The following is a 22,310-nucleotide window of genomic DNA, read 5'->3' as shown; positions in this document are numbered from 1 at the left end:
AGAGATCCGCCAGAAGTTTCAGGGTCGTCGTGCCAGCGACTGGCGAACGAACGCTCTCGTCGAATTTCCGCAGGCGGGACTGGCCGGGCTGCTGAACGTCCTCGCCCAGTTGCTTGAAGCTGCCGCCAGCCGGCTGCAAGGGAATAGTTTTTCTGCCCCGGGGAATTCCCTGTTAACGGCCCCATCCGCAGCGACCACGTCTGACCAACAGGCGAGTGATGAAGATGGCATCGAAGTCCGTTCCGCTCAGGACTGGGGTGACAAGATTGCAGATTTGAGTTCTGACCTCGATATCTTTCTCTATCTGATGACGGGGATCGGGATCATCATCGCGTTACTCAGCATCCTGAATACGATGCTGATGAGTGTCGCGGAACGATTAATTGAGTTCGGGGTCCTGAAAGCAAACGGCTGGTCAGCGTGGGACGTGATGCGACTGGTCACCTGGGAAAGTGCCTTACTGGGACTGAGCGGTGGGATTCTCGGCTGTCTGGCGGGATGGATTGCCGTTCAGATACTAAACACCATCTATTCTACGAGACTCTATCTGTATGCCAGCCCGGGTCTGCTGCTGTTCAGCCTGGGATTCAGTACCTTCCTGGGCATGATCGGCGGCCTCTATCCCGCTCTCTGGGCCCTGCGAATGTCCCCCATGGAGGCCATTCGCAGGGGATGAGGGCTCATTGGTGAGGCCAAGTCATTCTCCAAGACGGATCGAGGGGTGGCCTCATTCGGTGCCCCGCCGACGTCCCATCGGGCGATCTGAAGATTTCTCATTACCCGTTTCAAGTAAGGACAATCGTGTCGCAAACGATTTCTGAAGTCATTCGTGGCCGCCGCACGATCGGAGCGTTCCGGCCCGAGCTTCCCGACGCCTCGCTGATTGAGGCCGCGATCGAACTTGCTCGCTGGGCCCCCAACCACAAAAAGACCGAGCCGTGGCGAGTCTACTGGCTGGGCCCCAAAACGGCCTCTGCGATCACTGAACTGAACGCGCGGCTGATCGAGAAGAAAAAAGGCCCGGCCGAAGCGGAAGCCAAACGAAAGTCATGGTCGTCCATTCCCGGCTGGCTCGCTGTCACCTGTACCCGATCCGGAGACGCGTTTCGCGAGGGCGAAGACTATGCAGCGTGCTGCTGTTTCATTCAGAACCTGATGCTTGCATTGTGGGCGGAAGGAATTGGCAGCAAATGGGCGACGGGCGATGTCACTCGCGAACCCGAATTTGATCAGTTGCTCGGGATCGATACCGCCACCGAACGTGTCGCCGGCTTGATCTGGTACGGGTATCCGGCAGTCGTTCCTGCTCAGACCCGTCAACCGGTCTCCGCGTTTCTGCGACGACTGGACTGAGTGCGGCCGGGATTCACTGGTGACGGAACGTGAGTCTTGTGCTCACGCCACTTACGATGGATAGTCGGCTGCTACTCGACCGGCAGGGCTCAGGCTTCTTCCAGTTTCAGCAGTTTGATGGCATTGCCCCGGTAGATCTTGTACTGAACGTCCTCGGGAAGATTGAGCGAATCGAGCAACTCAAATTGCGGAATCTTCTGGTTGGGCATCAGGACATCAGTTCCGAACAGCAACTGGTCTGCATGTCGAATGACGAACTCTCGACCGAACGTCAGGTCACGGGCAATCGCCTTCTCACCACCCGGTTCCGACAAATCTCCGTACAGGTTCGGATACTTCTTCATCAGTCGATCGAGCGCTCCATCGGGTGCGACCGGTAGAGGGATATCCGGATAGCGGCCGAAGTCCTCAATCGTCGCATCCCCTGAAATGGATGCCCAGAAACCTGCCGCATGTCCGATGAGTGGCAGTTGGGGAAACGCCTTGAGAACCGCTTCCAGACGGGGAAGACCAGGCATATCGGGGTTACGAATATCGTCAAGATGAAACAGGATGGGGAAGCCGACGGTGTCGCAGGCCTCGTAGAGGTACATTTGCTGAGGTGCATCGAACGGCAACCCCGTCTTGTGCTCGCCCAATCCTCGACAGCCGGCATCCTGATAACGCTTCAGGAGATCGACAATTCCTTTCACACCTGCGACATGACCTTGCCTCTGGCCCGGTGCGGTCGCCGCACGTGGGTCAACGACACAGAACGGAATGATCCGTTCAGGGAAGTCATGATAGGCTTTCAGTGCGGTGGTCACCGGTTGGGGAATCGGCGCGGATTCCGGTGAGATCAAGGGGAGGACGCAGGCCCGTTCCACCTGATGCTGGTCCATAAACCGCACCAACAGCTCGGCAGTCAGCTCCTGACTGTGGAAGAATGCACCCAGGTGGGTGTGGATATCGATGTACTTGATCTTCCGATCGGGCAGGGGTTCCGCCGCGGCCACCGCATCGATCAGGCCATGTCCCGCAAGACCCGCTGCTACCGCCGTCTTCAGAAACGATCGCCGCGACTGTTCCATGGAAGATCCCGCATCAAGAGAACGTTATCTCACATCGCTACGTCGCCAGCCGGAAGATTCCCCTGGCGTCTTCTCATCCCATCATGTCGAACATGATCCCTGTGAGTGCCCGGACGCAGGGATACTAGTCTTTACTTTGCTGCCACTTCTGTTTGAGTTCGTCGAAGCCTTTCATCAGTCCCGCCTGTCTTGGCTTCGACTCGATGGCAGAGGATTTTGGCTTGGGGACGACCGAACGGCGATTCGGTTCCGGGGACCGCACGGCCGCTGCTCCTGACTGCGGTGTCGCCACGGCTTCTGAGACACCGGGGGGAATCATCGTCAAACCGACACGTTTTCGATCGCGGTCAACACTCAGTACCCAGACTTTAATCACGTCACCGATCGAGACAACATCATGCGGTGAGCGAACGAACTGCGTCGACAACTGACTGATATGAACCAGCGCTGAATCCTTCAGTCCGACATCGACGAACGCACCAAAGTCGACGACATTCAGCACCGTTCCCTGCAACTCCATTCCCACTTCAATGTCGTTTAGCGAGAGAATCCCGCGGCGGAATACGGGTGGCGGCAGATCGGCTCGCGGATCACGTCCCGGTCTCTGCAGATCTTCGAGCATGTCTTCCAGTGTCGGAATTCCACAGCCGACTTCGTCAGCAAACCGGGCAGCAATCACACCGCTCAGCCGTTCTTTTAATGCAGAACGGTCTGCCATCGGCCGCACGTCGTCAGGCGACAGTGAGCAACGGGCAAGCAGCTTGCGGGCGATGTCGTAACTTTCAGGATGGATCCAGGTGTTGTCGAGCGGTTCATCGCCGTCCAGCTTCAGGAACCCGGCAGCCTGAGTGAAAGTGGCAGGACCAATCCCGGGAACATTCAACAATTGCTGACGATTGGTAAAGGACCCCTGCTTCTCGCGGAATTCCACCACCCGCCGGGCGAGCAGTTGATTGAAGCCCGAAACATGTGCCAGCAGCGACGAACTGGCTCGATTGATGTCGACGCCCACGTAGTTCACACACGATTCGACAACCTGGTCCAGCGTCTCTTTCAGTTGTTTGATATTGAGATCGTGCTGATACATCCCCACACCGATGTGCTGCGGCTCGATTTTGACGAGTTCGCTCAAGGGATCCTGCAACCGGCGACCGATCGAGATTGTCCCGCGCGCCGTCGCGTCCAACTGAGGAAACTCCTGCTGCGCAACAGCGCTCGTGGAGTAAATACTCGCCCCGGCCTCGTTCACAACAATGTACTTCGCTTCCGGACAATCCGTCGAAATCAGTTCCGCGACGAGTTCTTCCGTCTCACGACAAGCGGTTCCATTGCCAATGACGATCACCTGACAGCGATGTTCACGGATCAGCGATGCCAGCTTGGCCTTTGACTCCTGCTTTTTCTCGTCCGATAGAATGTACATCACGTCGACGACAACAACGCCGCCGACTTCATCCAGGACTGCCAGCTTGCATCCCGTTCGAAAGCCCGGATCGATCGCCAGCACTCGCTGGTTATGCAGGGGGGGTTGCAGCAGCAGGTTTCGGAGGTTCTGTGCAAAGACCGAGATTGCATGCCGCTCGGCCTTTTCCGTCAGGTCCCGACGGAACTCACGATCGAGCGCCGGCTGAATGAAACGCCCCAGCGCATCGAGAGCACATTCAGTCATGAACTCCCGGCACCGATGCTGATCGATCTTAAGGTGATCCCGGGTCACTTTCAGGGCTCGATCGTCATCCCAATTGAAGCTGACTCGCAGAGCCTTCAATTCTTCCCCACGATTGAGCGCCAGGATGCGATGAGGGGGGATCTTCGAGACCGGTTCCGTGTATTCGAAGTAATCGCGAAACTCGGGATGGGATTGATCGGCACTCTTCGTACCGAACGAAGCCAGTCGACCCGTCTCCCGCGCAATCTTACGACAGAGTTCCCGCAGATTGGCATCGTCGCCAATCCGTTCTGCGATGATGTCGGCGGCCCCTTCCAGCACTTTCGACTGGTCAGGCAATTCCTTTTCCGCACTGACGTAACGCGCGGCGTTCCCGGGCAGTTCTGCCTGTGTGATGGTCTGGTTCCAGATGGCATCTGCCAACGGCTCCAGCCCTCGCTCTTTTGCCATGGTGGCACGCGAGCGACGTTTAGGCCGGTACGGCAGATAGAGATCATCGAGCCGCTTGAGCGAATCAGCCTGCTCGATCTCGGACTTCAATTGCGGGGTCAGTTTTCCCTGAGCTTCGATCAAACGAAGAATGTCCGCGGCCCGTTCAGCGAGGTGCCGCAAGGACAGGACCCGTTCCTGAATGGCACGGATCTGCTCTTCGTGCAGATTGCCCGTCCGTTCTTTCCGGTATCGCGTGATGAAAGGAACTGTGTTCCCGTCATCCAGCAATTGCACGGTTTGCTGTACCTGGTCGTACCGCAGGTGCAATTCTGCGGCTACGCGTTTGACGTCCACGTCACGTGGCTGATGCTGATCCGTCATGAACACCATCCGTACCCCGCAGGGCCTGACTCGCCGCTTAAAAATCGTGATGCCGTATCGACGCACAAACAGTTCGAAATCGGCAGCGAATGATATCGCATTTTCATGTCGCCAGGGGAAGTGACAACACCACTTCTTAATCGATTACCCAATCCCTCGCGCGACCACTGCAGTGTCTCTGAAACGCGTCCACAATCCAACCCCTGAATCATGAGAGTCCGTGACCTCGATCTGCGTAGAGTCCTCCTCACCGAACTCTTACTCATGAGCATGTCACTCTCGTCCGTTCGGTTGTCTTTTTTACGCCCTCCTCATGACCGATGACCTCTCCCTTTATGCGCCGTTTCCGAACCCCGGCTGCCGCAATTCATTCCTGCGACACTCGTCTCGCAGTGACACGACATCGCTCATACAGCAGGTGCCGAGCAGAAACAGATGAGAAGCCCCATGTTCCGGGACAGTAGGGCATCAAGGGCTTCATACTTGGGAAGAAGACACGTCGCAGAGAATGAGTTCCCTGCTGCCGGGCGCTTGCTTCGAGCATCGATTACGTAGACACTCTGCATCCTGTTGCCTCTCCTGTTCAAACACAAAGCTGGGGATTGTCATGCGGAAGAATTCGGTCAAGGCGGCGCTCAAAGCGGGATTGCCACAAGTGGGTACGTGGCTGTCACTGGGGAACGTATTCGCGGCCCGACTGATGGCACGCGTTGGGTTTCCCTGGCTGACAGTTGATCTGGAGCACTCACCGATCGGCTGGGACAACGCCGGGCAACTGTTCGGAGCTGTCGCCGACGCCGGTTGTATCTGCCTGGCACGTGTCCCCCGCGGCGATCACGACTACATCAAGCGTGTGCTTGACGCAGGGGCACACGGCATCGTCGTCCCGATGGTCAACACCGTTGCAGAAGCCAAACTGGCCATTGCAGCCGCAAAGTACCCTCCCACCGGAAACCGATCAGTGGGAGGAGGTATGCACGCGATGAACTTCAACGCGACGGCCGGTGACTACTACAAGTATGCGAATGACGAAGTTCTCGTCGTCCTGCAGACCGAGTCTCCTGAAGGGGTGCGGAATGCAGAAGAGATTTACAGCCTGCCAGGCGTCGACGCCATTTTTGTTGGTCCGAACGACCTGTCGTTCCAGATGCGAGGTCCCGATGGAAAGGACCCCAGCCCGGAAGAATTCGAAGCCATGCTGCAGAAGATTCTCTCCATCGGAAAGAAATGCGGGACCCCCGTCGGCCTTCACGTCCAGACGGTCGAAGCCGCGCAGATGCGTATCGAACAAGGCTGGCAGTTCATTGCACTCGGTAGCGAACTGCGGTTTATGGTCTCGGAAGCTCAACGAACGGTCGAAGGCCTCGGACTGACCAAATCCGGAGATCTCGCCCGGTATTAATCTGGTTCACTCGTCCTGATTGCATTTCCACCATGGGGGGATTTGCCCGCAGCACCGAACGGATGGGGTTGAACCGACAGTTGATGCTGCTGGCTCTCTTTCTGTAATGATCCGCCATGAAGCAGCAACAAAGCCGGGATGTTGTCCCGGCTTTCTTTTTTGTACTCCGTTCATGCGTCTGCGCGGGTTTGCGAAATCTCGATTGCCCGGATGTCCCCCAGGCGTCTTGCACACCCGACCCTGGTGATCGTTCCCAAAGCTGGGACTGGTAACACTGCTGGAACGAAGAAGTGTTGAACGAACCAGAGACCGATCAACCGATAAAGCGGGCGTAAAGTCCTCGCGCGACGTTGATATCGTCCGTTCCCTGAATGATGGCGCGGCCGTCCCGGAAGATCGTCAGCTCATAGGAGGGATTGTTCAGCGTCAGCCGCACGAGGAAGGGATTGCGCGTGACCGTTCCCGAAGATTCCAGTTTTCGCTCCAGTTCTTCCAGCGCGATCACGGCCGGAAATGCAGGAGAGATCTGTACGGAGTTGCGGCCACAGAGCACGACGGACTGTGAGGCGTTTCCTCCGTTAAGCCAGTCGCGCCGTCCCTGGACACACGCCGGGCACTGACTCTTGTCGCGAAGGTTTGCCAGGTTCATCTGCCGCAGAGATCCGTCCCATACATCAACGATCGACAATTGAGGGGGAACGAGGTCTTTCCGCCCCGCCAGAATCTTGAGCACCGTCGCCCCCTGCAGGGCTGTCACCATATGAATGGCGGGTGCAATAACGCCCGCCGAATCACACGTTTCGGTCGAGCCCGCATCGGGTGGAACTTCGATGACACAACGGAGACAGGCTGACTCGTGAGGAAAGATCGCCATGGTCTGTCCATGACTGCCAACGCACCCGGCGTAGACCCAGGGAGTCCCTGTTTCCAGAGAGAGGTCATTGATGAGGACTCGAATCTCGAAGTTGTCGGTCCCATCGACAATCAGGTCGACGTCTTTCGCGAACTCACGAATGTTTCGCCAGTCAATGTCGGCCACGTGGGGCTCAATCGTTACCTGTGAATTGACACGAGCCAATTTCTTCGCCGCCACAACAGACTTCGGCAAATGATCTGCAACATCCTGCTCATCAAACAAAACTTGCCTTTGCAGATTCGACAGATCGACGAAATCGCGGTCGACGATGCGAACAAATCCCACACCGGCTCGCACCAGCGTATCTGCCAGGACGGTCCCCAAGGCCCCGCAGCCGCAAAGCAGGATACGCGATTGGCAGATCCGCTGCTGACCCTCAGCCCCGATTCCGGCGAATCGGACCTGCCGACTATACCGTTCCAGCGAATCCGGTGCGGGCGTATCCACTGATGTCGAGCGATCTGCCGTCACGATAGATCCCAGCCTTTCTTATTAAACCGACGACGCGCAAACCTGCGGTGGGGCAGGGCGGGGCATCTGCAACGACGCGGAATTCTGTCGGTCAATTGAATGCCTCTGCGGGGATCCCCGACACGTGACATTGGTCAGCGGTAATCTTACCGCGTGACCAGAGTGTCCGTTCCACCATCACGCGGAGAAGTCGCTCGAGCTTGGCTTGAGCTTCAGGACTTTCCAGTATCCCGATCGCTCGGGCAATCGCTTCCAGGGTACACACCCCGGTCACGTGCCGCTGGACTCGAAGATGGTATTCCGTCGGGGGACCAGGGGGAAGTTTGACGTGGGGAATCCCCGCGAGCGCGGGCTCACGCCGTACGAATTTCTGCGTCTGCCGCCAGTTCGCGTCAGGAACAATCAACGTGACCGGTTCGGACAACGAGGCGACGAAGTCCGCATCCAAAACGGTCGCATGAGCACTCGGGTAGAGCAGGTAAGAACGTGTGCCCGGCTGATGCAAGCTTGCCGCGTCCAGTCGATCGTCAATGCGACCGTGAATACGAAGCTCGCTGTTCGTCAGCGCCTTATTGACCAGCTTGGCGGTGTTCGTCGTGAGGGGCTGCTCCAGCGAGTGCATCAGGATCAGCACGCGAGTTTGGAGCGTGATTTCCGGAATCCACGCACAGAAGCAAAGTGGTTTGCGAATCTCGCAGCGTGGGCAACGGTGCGCTGCAATGAACGGTCGCATAAATTGTCCAGAACGATTCGAAGAGAAAGCACTGAAGCGGGCTGACCCTAAAGGCAAGCCCGCTTCAGTCTGATTTTCAGTTTACTCCGTCTGGAATGCTCGCGACACCCTGACGATCGATTCGCCCGCATCAGTTGCTGGCAGCCTTGGCCGTGCGAACTGTTCGAGGCTGAATCTGTTCCTCAACCTTGGGTTCCTGTTCTCCTTCTTCGCGCTTCTCTTCGGCTTTCGCCATCGCCTGTGCGAGCAGTTGCTGTGCACCGAGGAGCTGGTCACGAGTGAAGTAAGGGGCTGGATTGGGATCGCCCAGATGTTCTTCCACTTTCTCGGCCAGTTCCTGGAACGACATCTTGTCAGTCAGGTGCCAGGCAGCGGCCTGAGCAGCCTGTCGATCGACTTTCCCTGTTCCGACCTTCGCCAGCAGTTCATAGAGAACGGGACTCGTGCTGACCCGGGACAGCGGGACAATTGTGTATTTGCTGGTAGGACCGGGCTCAGGCTTGCCGTGTTCGAGACAGACAGAGTTGAACGGGAGCGAAATAACCTTCTCGGCGGGGACTGAGAAGAACCCACCCCCACCACCGCCCATGCCCCCCATACCACCCATGCCGCCGCCACCACCCATGCCGCCCATGCCGCCGCCGCCCATGCCGCCACCCATCTGCTGGCCGCCGCCGCCGCCCATACCACCCATACCTCCGCCACCCATCCCCCCCATGCCGCCACCGCCCATGCCCCCCATACCACCGCCAAATTGCGAATGGATGGAGACACCGGCGACTGCGTCGGGAATCTTGACGGTCAGAGGTTTATCTGTCTTGTTTTCGATGAGGACGGTCCCCCCCATGGCATCACGGGGGATCAGCTTGACGGTGACCTGTTCGGCTTCAACCGCATCGAACAGATCGACCTTCTCGGCTGTGGGGTCGAACTTGGGGTTCTTGATTGGCCGTTTGCTGGCTTTGGTCGCCTTGCTGGCTGCGGAAAGTTCGATGGGAAGCGATGCGGCGACAATGATTGCCAGGGACGTTAATCCGCAGGCGAACAGCAACGCGACGGGACGACGGGCCATCGAAATTTCCTTTCGCACACTCAAGTGACCAAGAATGGAGACGATTCTGATCGTCAAGAAAGTCCACTCTGCCACGACAAAACATCTGAAATCTATGCTCAGATTGTAAGCCTGAGCCAGAGACGACCACAATCAAAACTTTTTCGGAATGACAATTTTTCCCGCATGAATGCGGATTGTGCGCAACCTGGTCCCTACAGTCGCGCACAGCTTTTGACAGAGATCCTTTTCCTATCATCGACCGTTGTCCGGAAGCACCGTGAAATGGATTATGAAAGGCCGATTAGCCGTTACTTCCGGTCTCAATCGCTACAAACCGGACCGGACTGAGAGAGGGGATTGCTGAGACGTTCAGACTTTAGTAGGTTAAGCGAATGGATCATCTCGTCAGGAGGCTCACAACATGTCCCGGCATAATTCCGACCGCGGTCGTCTCGCGGTGACATGGCTGGCGACGGCGTTCGTCGTTGTGATTGGTGCCGCCGCATCGGCGTTCGTCATTATCGCTGCCACGGACCAGAGGGAGCAGCCGCTGATTGTCTGGGGAGCCTCATTCGCAGGACTCAGTTTCATCCTCTTCCTGATGAACCTCCGTTGGGACCGCCCCGTCGGGAAGCTGCAGACCTGGCTCTTCGCACAACATCGCAGTGACCCCACCGACGAATATCGCGCCGCGAGACGACGTATCCAGTCGCGAGAAAAGTACGGTAACAACGGCCCCCCCACGCTCGAAACCGTCCGTGATGCCGCCGATTTCAACGGAACCTGGGCACCGCGCTCTTCAGGTGGATCGCATTCCCGCCGTGACGGGAAGTAACCGACCACGCAACCGGAACCTGCAAACAGAAGTCTGACCGGCCGAGAGCAGATTCCGCGATGCACCTGCCCCTGCGTGAGCACAATCGATCCAACAAGGCCGGATAGCCCCGGTTGACGCGTCTTCGCGGCTACCGGGGCGGCGTCAGCCGCAAGAGGTCCCCTCAAGGCTTCTCCCGAAGCCGCTCTCGATCCCTTCGTCCCACATCATTCCCAACAAACAACAATAAACAAGGTCAGTCGGGCCCGCATGAGAATTCTTTCGAGCCCAGTCAATTACACGGACAAGTACGCAGCCTCGTCGTAAGAAAGACGACGCTATCTACACTCGCCGCGTACCATCCACACTCACCTCGAACAGACTGAAGATCTCGTCCATCGATCCTCGCAGCCCTCTTTTCAAAGGTCAGCGCAACTCAAAGGTCAGCACAACCTCGGAAGACTACCGTGAGGAGTGAAGTGATTCAGAACTCTCCGCAGCCCCAGACAGTGTCTTTACGCGCCCCATCGCTCCGCGTGTGGCATCCGCCACGGGACTGAGCGGCGACAGTGCCACTCGGTCCCGGCTTACGGTTCGACGGAAGTCTACGCCTTCCCTTTGCGTTCCGATGGAGGTTGCTTCCACTGCTTCAGTTGCTGACGCAGTTCCTTCAAGGTGAGTGCAGGAATCGGCAAATGAAGCAGCGGTTCAGAATCCGGGGGTGCGGTATCACCCGACTCGTGAACCCGGTTCAGTTCTTCTTCAAGAGTCCGCAGCCACGCCGGAATATCAATTCCTGATCCGGACGTCGTTTTGAGATACTCTTCCACCGAGACCTGAAGTGCCTGGAATGCGGGTGATTCGGTCTTCCCCGCATCGGCATCTTCGCAAGCGGGCCTGATGCGGGCGAGCATGTGATTGACCGACAGCGGCTTAACGAAACGTTCCTGCAGATGATTCGCCACAGAAGGCATGCGCATTCCGTACTTTTTCTGAAGCATTTCCAGACGCTGCAGGTGATTGTCCGCCATCTCTTCTGTTTTCAATGAGATCACGTCTTCCCAGATCGTCGCCGCTTCGGTCTTGCCGAGTCGCGCCAGAACTTCGTGGGCCACCGTGACCGGCAGCATGTTCCAGGCATCACGGTCGTAGGCCGTTTCCAGTCGCAGGAAGTCAAGCAGCGAATAGAAATGTTCGCCGTAGTCCGACTGCGTGGTCGTCGTGTTGTATTCGAGAAAACGGTCAAATTTTTCAACAACCACCTGATAGATCAGATTCAACTGCTCTGCGGCTTCTTCGCGATCAATCGTTCCGCTGCGTAAGTCGTCCAGCAGCTTGATGGGATGCAGGGGGTCTTCGTTTTCCTCCAGATGCGTGAGGAAATGGTCGACGCCACTGTGGAGAATCGCACGGACGTTACCCAGTGTGAGCAACCGTGCATTCAGGATGTACGAGCCATACGTCTTGACGAATTCGGCCGTCTCTTCCCACAGAGGTTCCACTTTCAACGCTTCCACGGTCGACAGGCGCATCGTGTTGCTGTGCTCAAGCCATTCATCGATGTAGTACTCGACGATCGTCCCGACGATTTCGATCAGATCTTCATCGCTGAAACGTCCACCCTTCCAGTCACCGGAAACCTTGATGACGCACTCCAGCGTATAGCGCAAGGCGATCCGGAACAGTCGGTCGAACTCGGTCACCGCCATCCCCTTCGGACGCGATGCCCGTTCCATCTGACGAGCCGTCTTCAGCAGTTGCCAGGTCTCTTTCAACAGACCGAGCTGAGGCAAATGAGCAAGCAGGAAACGGATGACCATCTGCATCGATCGGGCGGTCAGAATCTGCTTGGGTTCGCCCCCATGTTCGAGAGGAACATAGAGCAGGGGCTTGCTTTGCAGCGACCTGAGCAGTCCCGGCAGGACACGACGAACTTCGTCTTCGTTCCGTTGCATGACGCCGCGATAGATGTCGATGATCCGCACGTCATCGGCATTGGTTTTGACCGTGTCATCCGCCGGCGAAAGGGCACAGGCCAGACACCACTGAGCCGAACGGCAACTGAGCGCCGTCTGGATCGTTGTCTGGATCAGGAACAGCTTCGTCTGCAGTTGTGTGTCGTACTCGATGTTCACATCGTGTTCGGCACTGGCCTGCCCGATCTCCTGCTTCCACAGACGCTCAATCAGGCGTGTCAGGTCGGCCTGCACTTCAATCGAATGGCGCAGCCAGTGACGCAGTGATTCCGCCTGAGCCAGCCTCAGTTCCTTTACCGCATTGGACTGAGGGTCGACAGGCACAACCTCACGTTCCACGGCGAGCGTCGCCCCCATCTGATATAGCTGGGCGATCGTACGCAAGAACTTCAGGCGCGGTTCGAGTTCGCGTTCGATGAGTTCGAACTCGGTCGCGCGGTGGAAGGCTGGCCGGTCGTCCATGGTCTCGCCCTCCTGACCATCATCCGCACTGTCCCGGTAGACCATCCCTTCATAAGCGGCATCGAACAGTTCGTCCTCTTCATCGCGGATTGGTTCTTCCCCCATCCCGCTCACTTCCTCAGACGACTCGGATTCAGAGGACTTGCGAAATTCCGTAATCGACGTCGTCGCAGGCGCTGACCACAATTCGCCCGCGTTCGCTTCGAGGTAGTCGAACATTCTGCGGATCAGTGGCCAGGGGTCTTCTTTGGTCATCGAGCCCTTGTCGACGACGATCCCCATCCACCACAGCAGCAGGTCTTCGAACGACATATGGCCGGCTTCCAGCCCGACTTCTTCCTGCTGGCTCAGCCACTGCATCAGCAGGCCCAGCGCGGCAACAGTGTCGCGCCGCTCCAGCAACGCAGAAACCACTTGCGCATACGCTTTGGCGCTGTCAAACTTTTCGACATGTTCGCGCCAGAACTGGATGTCACCAGCCGCTTCTCCCGCTGTCCGCCACTCCGCCAGAGCCTGAGCGACGTGCGAGGCCGAATCAAGACTCTCCCTTGCTGCCACACGTGGAAGGTCATGCACAGTCGAGGATCCAAACCGGTCCCAGAACTCGGCGAGTGCTTCGTAGCGGACCGAGATTGTGGCGGCCATTTTGGTTTCGCCCCGCGCCGCCGCTTCTTCCCAAGTACGGGTGTAAGCGTCCAGCAGCGCCTCCATCATGTGCAGCAGAATCTCGACCCGCTGATCGGGAACACTGTCTTCCCGCGATGAAAACAGCGGAAACAGTCCTTGAAACCCCAGAATATTCCAGGGATCGACCAGCGCCCCGCACTCGATTCCCCGGTGCAGATATTCTTCGGCTTCCGCCAGCAGGTGCATCGCCTCGGAAATCTTGCCGAGTTCCACAACGCGACGGGCACCGTGGACGCGACAGAGCACTTCGCACTCAAACCGGGCCGACGCGCAAGGGATGACCGCCGCCTGACGCAAACTGGCTTCGGGATAGCCCATCCGCGCAAACAAGTGGGCCAACTGCCGACGCTGGACTTGTTGAGTCCCATAGTTCGCGAGGTACATGTTCAACGACTGCCGGACATGCCCGAACGGCTGGCGAGTCGTCTTCGCGTGCTTTTTCAGGCGTTTGGCGCGTGCCCCCGTGGCACTCTCCAGCAACCAGGAATAAAACCGGTCCCGCTGGCGAGCAACTCGTGGCAGCAGCGACGTGAGCGTGACACTGGAATCGTGGCATTCCGGGCCATCCCCGCTGATCGCCGACGCCATGAGGATCGTTCCGCATAGGACTGCGGACATGTCGAACAGCACTTCTTCAGACGCCACTCGCTTTTGCTTCTGTTGCCAGTCGATCAGCGAATCAATGATGACGCGACGAACGACGAACCGCTGATAACGGCCTTTCAAATCGATCTGGTGCGGATCCCACTCCCCGAACAGATAGTTGGTTCGCTTGTTGACAGGGTGGGAATGATCGTGAGCCCGAGGGTCCAGCGCCAGTTCTTCAAGCTGGTTAAAGTCGAAGTACGCTTCGGCCAGCATGTCTTCGGGGACTTTGGCCAGCAGGTCCAGAGCCCCCTGGATCAGCGTCTGATACGGTCCGTGTGCGACGCCCGCGTTCCGCAGGTAAAGCGGCCAGGGACGAACTCGCTCGTGCGAGTACAGGTCCATCTTGCGACCGTTTTCCAGCACCGCAATCGGACGGAATCCGACAAAATCGTTAAGTCGATTCAGGGAACCCTGAACGATCCCGTCCCGGTCGTCCCACGGCGGTCCCTGCTGCAGCACCGCTTCGAACACTTTTGCCAGGAAAAATGGCTGCTCATATTCGGATTCGTTCAAATGAGCCAGCAAGTCCCGATGATGAGTCCGGTAGGCGGGAAGCACATCATTGAAAACGAGATTCAGCACTGATTCGGCCTGAGCCACGTCCCGGAATGCGGGCGCAGTCTCTTTCAATTGCGCAAGGAGGGCGCGCAGCGCTCCCGGAACCTTCGTCCAGGTCTGGCTGGCGACAAGCTCGTTCAATTGACGTTGAAACTTCGGGTCAGGTCGGCCGCCGGAGAAGTTGAGATAGCCGAGTAACTCTTGTGCTGTCGTCATATCGGTTTGGGAAAGATTCAAGTCCCGGTCCCCCGGCCATAAACGTCGTCAGCTCTTTTCAGCAAGGTCCGTGGAAAAGACGCCTCCTCCACAAATCTTGCCAAGTCCATGCAATACAATACGGGACTTGTCAGCCTGTAAGCAAACCCGTCTGCCGTCGTTCCCCGGATAAATCTGGTTCTGTCTTAAGCCGCCACAGTTTTGACTCATTCCACGAACCGTTGTTGCCGATTGTTCCGATAATGACCTTTCTGCGGTTCCTTTCCGTCCTGCGGCGATCTCAAAACAGGACGATTAGGGAAGCTGGAACGATTGCCTTCTTGAACTCTGGCAGGAAACTTCGGTATGGCGACAACCTCGCGGTCCACCGGAAGATCGATCGAGCAGCGGATTAACGCCATTTTCGGGTCTCCCTGGTTGTGGGGAACAGCGATCACCTGCGGATTTTACGCGCTTCTTCCGTATCTCCCTGTCTATCAGGAAGATATGAAGCGCTACTTCACCGCGCACTGGATCGAATATGCCACAACGGGACTGTTCTTTATTGGACTGTCCACATTGTTTGGCAAGCTGATGCGGATTCCGACCGAACGGAGCGCGCTGCGGGCCGATCTACTCGAGGGGCTGAGCCTCGACGGAGTCCCCGACGCCGAAGTCTCCGCGGATCGAATTCAAACGCATTTGAATCTCGTCGCCAAACGAAGTGAAGACACCCACCTGGTCCGCCGGGTTCGCGAAGCGTGCGACTATGTCTCCAGCCGACGATCCGCGGAAGGGCTGGAAGGCTACCTCACTTACCTGGCGGAACTCAGCAGTGGCCGCCTGCACGATGGCTACGCACTGATCCGGACGATCACCTGGGCTGTCCCGATCCTGGGCTTCCTCGGTACCGTCATCGGAATCACGATGGCGATCGCGAATATTACCCCCGACAAACTGGAATCGTCACTCCCTGAGGTCACCGCGGGACTGGCTGTCGCCTTCGATACAACGGCGCTTTCACTCGCCCTGTCGATGATTCTGGTCTTTGTCACCTTCATCGTGGAACGTTCCGAGCACCAGACTCTGGACGATATCGAAGATTTCGGCGTCAAACGGATTCTGCGGCTGTTCCCCGCCACTGCAGCGACCGTCTCTTCTCCTCTCACGCTCGCAGAACAACAGGCGGCGGAACAACTTCTGTCACGCTCTGAAGGCATGATCAACTGGCAGATGGAACTCTGGCAGACTTCGCTCGAATCGCTTCGCGAACGCTGGTCAGGAACACTCTCCAGACAGCAGGAATATCTCGATCAGGCTCTTCAAACCGGCTTGACGAATGCCCTGGTGGATCATTCGCAACAGATGGCCACGGTCCGGTCGGAATTCATGACCGCTTTCCAGTCCGCATCCACGTCGATCGGACAACAGCTTAACGAAGCCCGTACGGCGCTGGCGGAGCAACAGAGACTGGGCTGTGAGCAGATCGCCCGTACCTGGGATCAGTTCCGAACCGAGATTGCTCAAACACGGGATGAATACGCACAGCAGCTCACCGCATTGACCCAGGAAATTTCAGCAGAAGTCGGTGGCTGGCAAACCCAGTTGGAGACATCGACCACGGCAATGACCCGGCAGTTCGAGGAATTGCGACAGCAGGGAGATGTCTTCCTGAAGCTGACCGAAAACGAATCCGAGCTCGTCCGTCTCGAAAGCCGACTCGCCGAAAACCTCGAAGCGGTCAAGGTGGTCGAATCCCTTGAGCATACGCTGCTGAACCTGAACGCCGCAGTCAACCTGTTGACCGCACGAGCAAAAACAAAGGCTGCCTGAACCGAAGTGAACGACTGATTCCCCAATCCGCCTCACTTTCGTATTCGTACTAGCAAGACCCTCCGATGAGCCGCCGATCGAAGGAAACACTTTCTGTCCAGCTCTTCCCGTTCCTGGCCGTGCTCGTCTGCACGATGGGAGCGTTGATCTTCCTATTGCTGGTCACGACTCGTGAGATTCGGCAACGCGTTGTCGCTTTCGCCGCCTATCAGGAGGAATCTCGAAAACGTCCGTCGCAACCGGTCGTCGTCGAAGAGCCTCCCGCCACGGAGGCTCCGCTTCCCATCCCTGAACAGGTGATAGAGCCAGTCACCCCGGCCATCAACCGTTATGAGCTTGCTCGTGCCGAACGGGAACGGGAACTCGAACAGTTGAAGGCCGAGTGGCGTCTTCGCGTCAGCGAACTCGAAAGTGACCTCGAACGACGACGCAATGAGGTCGCCCAGCGCAAGTCGCGACTTGACGGCACGCTGGAAAACGCGGCGCTGCTGGAAGCAGAGATCAAAAAGCTCGAAGAACAACTGGGCGAACTCGCCGGCGAAGCAGCCGCCTTCATGCTCAGCACGGATGAGGCAGAACGCGTGACGCTCGAACAGCAGATCGCCGACTTAAAGAAACAAATCCGCGCTGCGCAAGTCGCTGATGCCACGGACGAGAGTGACCGCTTCCAGGTCGTTCCGTTCGACCCGCAAACCGGCACCAGCCGACGCCCGATTTTTATCGAATGTTGTGCCGCCGGCATTCGCTTTCTTCCCGAGGATATCCTGATCACGGCTCAGGACATGGAAGGATTCACTACCCGCGCCAACCCGCTGGCGGCGGGGACCGGAGCACTCGTCAACTACTGGAGCGTCTGGAATTCCAAGCAGAAGAATCCCCGTTCCGAACCCGAGCCTTACATCCTGCTGCTGGTCCGACCCGACGGGATCTACTCGTACTACGTCGCGATGCGCATGCTGGAACCGATTCGGACATCGCACGGCTACGAACTCATCGACCAGACGACGGCACTGAAGCTTCCCCCCGTCGAACAGGGGGCAAAAACGGCCTGTCAGACAGCCATCGATCGCCTGAAGGAACAGCGTGAAAGCATTGCCCTGTCGGCCATCGGCTCGGGTGCGGGGGGAACCGTCTTCGGTGGCACCGGACGCCGAGCGAGTGGTCTGGGACAGGGTTTCGCTCCGGAAAGCCCCGACTCCAACGGTGGCCCCGGAACACGCCGCTCAGGTAACGGCTTCACCATGTCCGACGTCACCGGCGGAGAAAGCGAAGTCGGCTCACGCAGTTGGGAACGAATCGAAAACTTTGAAGGTCGCCCGCGCGGCAAACGCCGCGGTGGAGGGACAGGCAGTGCAGGGACAGGCGGTGGAGGCGCAGGAGGTTCGCTCGACGAGACCCCCGAAGATTACCAGGCAATGAATCAGCCCGGTCGAGGGTCCGGCCGACGCGGTTCCTACGGCGGCACAGCCAATCCCGACGGCGAGATGCCTCAGCCACAATCCTCGGATTTCCAGTGGAGCGACGACACCGTCGGGGAATTTGACGGTACGTCGAGCGGTCCAGGTGGTCCGGGTTCTGATGCCACGGTTCACGCTTATGGTACGGATGATACCCAACCAGGGTCGCCGAACGGGCGACCGGGTCGACTTCCCGGCCGTTCCGGATCCCGTTCTTCCGATAGCGTGGAGGGAGATTCCTCTGCTGGCGATGGTGAAGCTCACGATGGTGGCTCATCGCAGCGACAGGCGAGCGGCGGGTCCCGATCGCAATCCGGTGATCCAAACAGTTCGTCCATGGGTTCCGACGATCCCTCGGGCGAGACTCAGTACGCTCACGAGCTTCGTCCGGGCCTGCGATTCGCGAAACCCGGCGAAAAGATCAGCCGGATGAACAAAGACCCCAATAAGCCGCTCGAACCGGAAATGCTCTCTGGACGCCGATGGGGTCTCGGCGATCCGGGGGCGAGCATCGGTTACGAACGCGAAGTCCGCATTGATGTCTCACATGACAGACTCGTCATCGCGGAAAAGCATGTCATCGCCATCAATGAGGGTGACACGAGGCAGGACGTCTTTGTCCGCTTCGCGTCGGCACTTGATGCTTACGCCTACGACTGGGGCCGCCCCCCACAGGGATTCTTCTGGGCACCGCGACTCAAGTTCGTGGTGAAGCCTGATGGGGACGCCCGGTATGAACAGATTAATGCCATGATGACACGTGCAGGATTGTCGACTTCACACGAATTCGCCAACAGCACCAAGGCGGTCGAGTTTGGACGCATGACACCGAAACAGGCAAAACCAATCCCGAAAACGGCCGTCTTTCCAAGATCGAGAGGGAACCGATGAGCCGTCGTCGCCCGAAAGCGGAGCTTCAGTTTGGCTCCGACTCGTTTCTGGATGTCGTCGCGAATATCGTCGGCATCCTGATTATTCTGATTGTGATCGCGGGGCTGCGCGTCAGCCACACTCCCGCCGTTCACAGTCTGCCTGTTCTGGACCCGGCCGAGAGTCCGTCGAGTCCGTTACCGATGGTCGCCGCCACGACGATTTCACCCCCGGTCGATGCCGAGCCAACGCAGACCCAGCCGACGCAGATTGTCTTCCCGGAAGAGCCGATCGAAATACCGCCGCTTCCCGAACTCGTCCCCCCGGGTGAACTGGTAGACCTTAGCCAGCAACTCGAGTCGGCAATCGCCGCGACCAGCATGGAAGAAGAAGAGATCGCGGAAAAGCTCAAAAAGTGGCATCTGCGGCAAGCAGAACTCCTCGAGCGACAGAAGGCGATGCAGGGGGCCCTCGCGCTCTCGGCGGAAGAACTGGAAAAGAACCAGCAGCAGGCCGCAAAGGTCGAAGCGGACCTGGATCTTGCCAGAGAAACCCTGCGCCGCCTGACAAAACAATTGGAAGAACTCCAGGCCAAGCCGACCATGGTCCAGACGCTTCAGCACAAAATCACCCCCGTCAGCCGCGTCGTGAACGGTAAGGAAAAGCATTATCGGCTGCAGGGGAATCGGATCGCAGAAGTCCCCGTCGATGAACTCGTCAACCGCTTGAAGGAACAGATCGAACGGCGAAAAGACTGGCTGGTCAAAACGCGCCAGCATCAGGGCCAGATCGGACCACTTCGCGGCTTCACGATGAGCTACCTCGTCCGTGTCGATACGCTATCGGGCCTGGACGAACTTCGAGCCGGACATGGGGGGTACCGTATCAGCCTCGAAGGCTGGGAGATCCGCCCTGAACTCGACATGCGCGGGGAAACGGCAACGGTCGCCTTGCGCAAAGGATCCAATTTCTACCAGTCGATTCTCGGTGCCTCTCCCGACACGACGCTGACGTTCTGGGTCTATCCCGACAGCTTCGCCATCTACCGGAAGCTCCAGAAATTCACGCACGATCACGGCTTCTCGGTCGCAGGCCGCCCCCTCCCCGACGGCATCCACATCTCCGGTTCACCAAACGGCTCCAAGTCAGCCAGCCAGTGATGCGCCGGTATCCCCCGCGCGAATTGCATTAAGATCGCTCCGCAGCAACACCGGCAGCACACCAGGGAACAAAACCGGGGTTCAGAGCGTCCCGCTGTCGCAAGAGATTTGCGCGTCCGAGTTGCCCTCGGTATCTGCGTCGCTCTGCGTCATCGGCGGAGAGATCACTGACTGGCGGATCGCGATTGGCTGGAAACAGACAGAACGAAGAGCCCGGAGTGAAAGTCTTGATCCGCAGATTGCGATGATTTTCGCAGATGTTTCTCTTGTTCTCAGAATCTGCGTCGCTCTGCGTCATCTGCGGATAGGTATTAAACTTGCGGGTCATTACTCGGCTTTCCTGTCGAGGGACCGACAGGGCTACTTGAGGAAGGCTTCTCGTGGTACCGTGTTGGATTCTCGCCGCCTTGGCTCGATTAGCGATCTTCCGGCATTAAACCTGGCGACAATTCTTCATCCAGACTGCGCGCCATCGAATTCGCCGACGTTACAGCATTTTGACGCAGTGATCAGCCACGCGCGCATCGGTTGCGACAACATCTCTTGACGCAGCGTCAAAATACTTTTAACATTGTGGCAATCTTTAAAGCGGCGATTCATTCTCGCGCGGAAGCGACGATACGTCGGTGCGCGAATTTGATTTCCGCCGTTTTCAGCCACTCTGAGAAAGGTGGCCTGGCTGGGGGGGGGTGTTTCTTGAAAGGTCTATGCGACGCCTGCCGTTTCGCCGTCATCAGGAGCAGTTGCAGTTGCTCGATTAGATGCTCAAGGTGCTCACGCTTGCGCACCTTGAGCATCTAATCAAAACACAACAAAAACAGAGGTTTTTGCAATTAGGTGCTCAAGATGCTCAACCATGTGCAGCGCGCATTACACTTTAAGAAATTTTCATCATCACCACCGATGAGAACCTCAAACCGGGAGAAAGGGAGGATGAGGAAAGGGGCACGACTTGCAAGGAAATCCCCCCCGAGCATCAGGTGTGATCAGAAAGGAGCTGCTGCAGCTTGGAAAGGGTCCGCGTCAGAAGGACCCGGACAGCGCCGTCCGACTTCCCCATGCGGGAAGCCACATCGCGCGTGGGAAGTCCTTCGACATAGCGCAGTCTGAGAAGCTCACGTTGCTCTTCCGGCAGGGAACTGACCGCCTCCTGCAGCAGAAATTCTTTCTGATCGCGCGAAAAGGCCTGGCTGGGAGTGGTCATGCTGGCGGCCAGCAGTTGAAGAAAGCCTCGCGCCTGATCTCCGGCAGGGGCGACATCGATCGAGACTTCGCGATCGACGGATCGTTTCTGAGCGGCAACATGGTGACGGTGGGCATCGATGATCCGTTGTTCCGCAATCTGGCAGAGTAACTTAAACGGATCACGACCGGGAACATTAAATGCTTCGAACGAGCCGAGCGCCGTCAGGACAACCTCCTGCAGAATATCGTCCGGTTCGAGCTTTTTACGCAGAGCAGGCCCGAGATTATTCTGAATGTAAGCCAGCAATTGCGGGCGTTTCGTCTCGACGAAACTCGCCAGATGGTGCTGCGAAACGGGGAAGGGAAGATCAGCGGCGTCTGACATACGGCTTCCTGAAGTTTTTGATATTCAAAATGTAGACCACTCGTCGGCACATGACTAGACTCACTTTTTTACAGAGGAATCCAGGAGGATGATTGAGTAGGGGTTCTCGCTTGCAGCGGTAATACACGGCTTATTTAAGTTCCATTCCCGTCGGTCACTCGGCTCCATTCAGGTTGTTCCCCCACTTTGACGAATCCTACTCAATTCGCAGAAGAGCAGTGGTCGCAACTGGAAGCGGCGCTGGAGGCCTTTTCACAGGCCTGGGAGGAAGCCCCTCTTCCCCCCACCATCACGGAGTATCTTTCTGAGTGTGACGAAGACCTGCGGCTTCCGCTTGCCGTGGAATTGGTCAAAATTGACCTCGAGCAGCGATGGCAGCGAGGACTGCGACGTGTCATCGAAGACTATGTTGCCGAAATCCCCGAACTGGCCGATCGGGTCACTCCGCAGCTTGTGCTGGAAGAGGTTCATGTCCGCAAGCGGGCAGGTGATCGCGTTTCAACCCAGGATGTTCTTGATCGTTTCCCTCATCTCTCACAGCCACTCGAGCAAATGCTGGTCCTTGATCCGACTCAGCAATCAACGGTGATCCACTCAGC

At 57.6% G+C, this 22,310-nt stretch carries 15 protein-coding genes and 1 pseudogene; 8 read left to right on the top strand and 8 right to left on the bottom strand.

Annotated elements, in window-relative coordinates; all coding sequences use genetic code 11:
• The coding region (locus VGE80_RS02150; protein WP_440591509.1) for an ABC transporter permease at positions 1 to 676 on the top strand (676 nt) is incomplete at its 5' end.
• Between the two features lie 125 nt (positions 677 to 801).
• Positions 802 to 1,353, top strand: coding sequence for a nitroreductase family protein (locus VGE80_RS02145; RefSeq protein WP_440591508.1), 552 nt, complete (start codon positions 802 to 804; stop codon positions 1,351 to 1,353).
• 89 nt (positions 1,354 to 1,442) lie between these two features.
• Here the strand turns inward: VGE80_RS02145 and VGE80_RS02140 are convergent, their stop codons facing one another.
• Together VGE80_RS02140 and VGE80_RS02135 are read right to left on the bottom strand one after the other, a co-directional pair.
• Complete coding sequence (locus tag VGE80_RS02140) at positions 1,443 to 2,423, bottom strand: amidohydrolase family protein (RefSeq protein WP_440591507.1); 981 nt, start codon at positions 2,421 to 2,423, stop codon at positions 1,443 to 1,445.
• 124 nt (positions 2,424 to 2,547) lie between these two features.
• The gene (locus tag VGE80_RS02135) at positions 2,548 to 4,905 is read right to left on the bottom strand and encodes a Tex family protein (RefSeq protein ID WP_397569500.1); all 2,358 of its coding nucleotides are present in this window, start codon (positions 4,903 to 4,905) and stop codon (positions 2,548 to 2,550) included.
• Between the two features lie 607 nt (positions 4,906 to 5,512).
• Between VGE80_RS02135 and VGE80_RS02130 the strand changes: the two genes are divergently transcribed.
• Positions 5,513 to 6,307, top strand: a complete 795-nt coding sequence (locus VGE80_RS02130; RefSeq protein ID WP_373652761.1) for an HpcH/HpaI aldolase family protein — start codon at positions 5,513 to 5,515, stop codon at positions 6,305 to 6,307.
• A 313-nt stretch (positions 6,308 to 6,620) separates the two neighbouring features.
• On the opposite strand, the gene VGE80_RS02125 is transcribed toward VGE80_RS02130, so the two are convergent.
• The 3 genes from VGE80_RS02125 to VGE80_RS02115 form a co-directional block, all read right to left on the bottom strand.
• Positions 6,621 to 7,694 (bottom strand): ThiF family adenylyltransferase, encoded by a 1,074-nt coding sequence (locus VGE80_RS02125; protein ID WP_440591506.1) that lies wholly within the window; start codon positions 7,692 to 7,694, stop codon positions 6,621 to 6,623.
• A 91-nt stretch (positions 7,695 to 7,785) separates the two neighbouring features.
• Positions 7,786 to 8,427 (bottom strand): tRNA-uridine aminocarboxypropyltransferase, encoded by a 642-nt coding sequence (locus tag VGE80_RS02120; RefSeq protein ID WP_440591505.1) that lies wholly within the window; start codon positions 8,425 to 8,427, stop codon positions 7,786 to 7,788.
• A 130-nt stretch (positions 8,428 to 8,557) separates the two neighbouring features.
• A complete protein-coding gene (locus tag VGE80_RS02115) occupies positions 8,558 to 9,499 on the bottom strand; it encodes a hypothetical protein (protein WP_440591504.1) in 942 nt (313 codons plus the stop codon).
• Positions 9,500 to 9,902: 403 nt separating this feature from the next.
• Between VGE80_RS02115 and VGE80_RS02110 the strand changes: the two genes are divergently transcribed.
• Positions 9,903 to 10,316 carry a hypothetical protein gene (locus tag VGE80_RS02110; protein ID WP_440591503.1) on the top strand — a complete coding sequence of 138 codons (414 nt, stop codon included), beginning with the start codon at positions 9,903 to 9,905 and terminating at the stop codon, positions 10,314 to 10,316.
• 584 nt (positions 10,317 to 10,900) lie between these two features.
• On the opposite strand, the gene VGE80_RS02105 is transcribed toward VGE80_RS02110, so the two are convergent.
• On the bottom strand, positions 10,901 to 14,863 hold the full coding sequence (locus tag VGE80_RS02105) for a hypothetical protein (RefSeq protein WP_440591502.1): 3,963 nt from the start codon (positions 14,861 to 14,863) through the stop codon (positions 10,901 to 10,903).
• A 324-nt stretch (positions 14,864 to 15,187) separates the two neighbouring features.
• Here VGE80_RS02105 and VGE80_RS02100 point away from each other — a divergent pair, with 324 nt between their 5' ends.
• The 3 genes from VGE80_RS02100 (at position 15,188) to VGE80_RS02090 (ending at position 20,141) form a co-directional block, all read left to right on the top strand.
• The gene (locus VGE80_RS02100; protein WP_440591501.1) at positions 15,188 to 16,654 is read left to right on the top strand and encodes a MotA/TolQ/ExbB proton channel family protein; all 1,467 of its coding nucleotides are present in this window, start codon (positions 15,188 to 15,190) and stop codon (positions 16,652 to 16,654) included.
• A 65-nt stretch (positions 16,655 to 16,719) separates the two neighbouring features.
• Positions 16,720 to 19,002 (top strand): hypothetical protein, encoded by a 2,283-nt coding sequence (locus tag VGE80_RS02095; RefSeq protein ID WP_440591500.1) that lies wholly within the window; start codon positions 16,720 to 16,722, stop codon positions 19,000 to 19,002.
• On the top strand, positions 18,999 to 20,141 hold the full coding sequence (locus tag VGE80_RS02090) for a hypothetical protein (RefSeq protein ID WP_440591499.1): 1,143 nt from the start codon (positions 18,999 to 19,001) through the stop codon (positions 20,139 to 20,141). The genes VGE80_RS02095 and VGE80_RS02090 overlap by 4 nt, the downstream gene beginning before the upstream one ends.
• Positions 20,142 to 20,169: 28 nt before the next feature.
• On the opposite strand, the gene VGE80_RS02085 is transcribed toward VGE80_RS02090, so the two are convergent.
• Both VGE80_RS02085 and VGE80_RS02080 read right to left on the bottom strand, forming a co-directional pair.
• Complete coding sequence (locus VGE80_RS02085) at positions 20,170 to 20,469, bottom strand: hypothetical protein (RefSeq protein WP_440591498.1); 300 nt, start codon at positions 20,467 to 20,469, stop codon at positions 20,170 to 20,172.
• Between the two features lie 648 nt (positions 20,470 to 21,117).
• Positions 21,118 to 21,711 carry a sigma-70 family RNA polymerase sigma factor gene (locus VGE80_RS02080; RefSeq protein WP_440591497.1) on the bottom strand — a complete coding sequence of 198 codons (594 nt, stop codon included), beginning with the start codon at positions 21,709 to 21,711 and terminating at the stop codon, positions 21,118 to 21,120.
• 186 nt (positions 21,712 to 21,897) lie between these two features.
• On the opposite strand from VGE80_RS02080, the pseudogene VGE80_RS02075 reads away from it, so the two are divergent.
• A pseudogene (locus tag VGE80_RS02075) lies at positions 21,898 to 22,310 on the top strand (hypothetical protein); the annotation flags it as partial.

The organism is Schlesneria sp., assembly GCF_036405755.1.
In the GTDB taxonomy this organism is placed as follows: domain Bacteria; phylum Planctomycetota; class Planctomycetia; order Planctomycetales; family Planctomycetaceae; genus Schlesneria; species Schlesneria sphaerica.
The sequence above is the reverse complement of the archived record's forward strand: the minus strand, read 5'-3'. Positions and strand labels throughout refer to the sequence as shown.

Excerpts from the sequence above, each read along its gene's own strand:
- VGE80_RS02080 (WP_440591497.1), bottom strand. The coding sequence starts at position 21,711 with ATGTCAGACGCCGCTGATCTTCCCTTCCCCGTTTCGCAGCACCATCTG.
- VGE80_RS02085 (WP_440591498.1), bottom strand. The coding sequence starts at position 20,469 with ATGACCCGCAAGTTTAATACCTATCCGCAGATGACGCAGAGCGACGCA.
- VGE80_RS02090 (WP_440591499.1), top strand. The coding sequence starts at position 18,999 with ATGAGCCGTCGTCGCCCGAAAGCGGAGCTTCAGTTTGGCTCCGACTCG.
- VGE80_RS02095 (WP_440591500.1), top strand. The coding sequence starts at position 16,720 with ATGAGCCGCCGATCGAAGGAAACACTTTCTGTCCAGCTCTTCCCGTTC.
- VGE80_RS02100 (WP_440591501.1), top strand. The coding sequence starts at position 15,188 with ATGGCGACAACCTCGCGGTCCACCGGAAGATCGATCGAGCAGCGGATT.
- VGE80_RS02115 (WP_440591504.1), bottom strand. The coding sequence starts at position 9,499 with ATGGCCCGTCGTCCCGTCGCGTTGCTGTTCGCCTGCGGATTAACGTCC.
- VGE80_RS02140 (WP_440591507.1), bottom strand. The coding sequence starts at position 2,423 with ATGGAACAGTCGCGGCGATCGTTTCTGAAGACGGCGGTAGCAGCGGGT.
- VGE80_RS02130 (WP_373652761.1), top strand. The coding sequence starts at position 5,513 with ATGCGGAAGAATTCGGTCAAGGCGGCGCTCAAAGCGGGATTGCCACAA.
- VGE80_RS02135 (WP_397569500.1), bottom strand. The coding sequence starts at position 4,905 with ATGACGGATCAGCATCAGCCACGTGACGTGGACGTCAAACGCGTAGCC.
- VGE80_RS02120 (WP_440591505.1), bottom strand. The coding sequence starts at position 8,427 with ATGCGACCGTTCATTGCAGCGCACCGTTGCCCACGCTGCGAGATTCGC.
- VGE80_RS02110 (WP_440591503.1), top strand. The coding sequence starts at position 9,903 with ATGTCCCGGCATAATTCCGACCGCGGTCGTCTCGCGGTGACATGGCTG.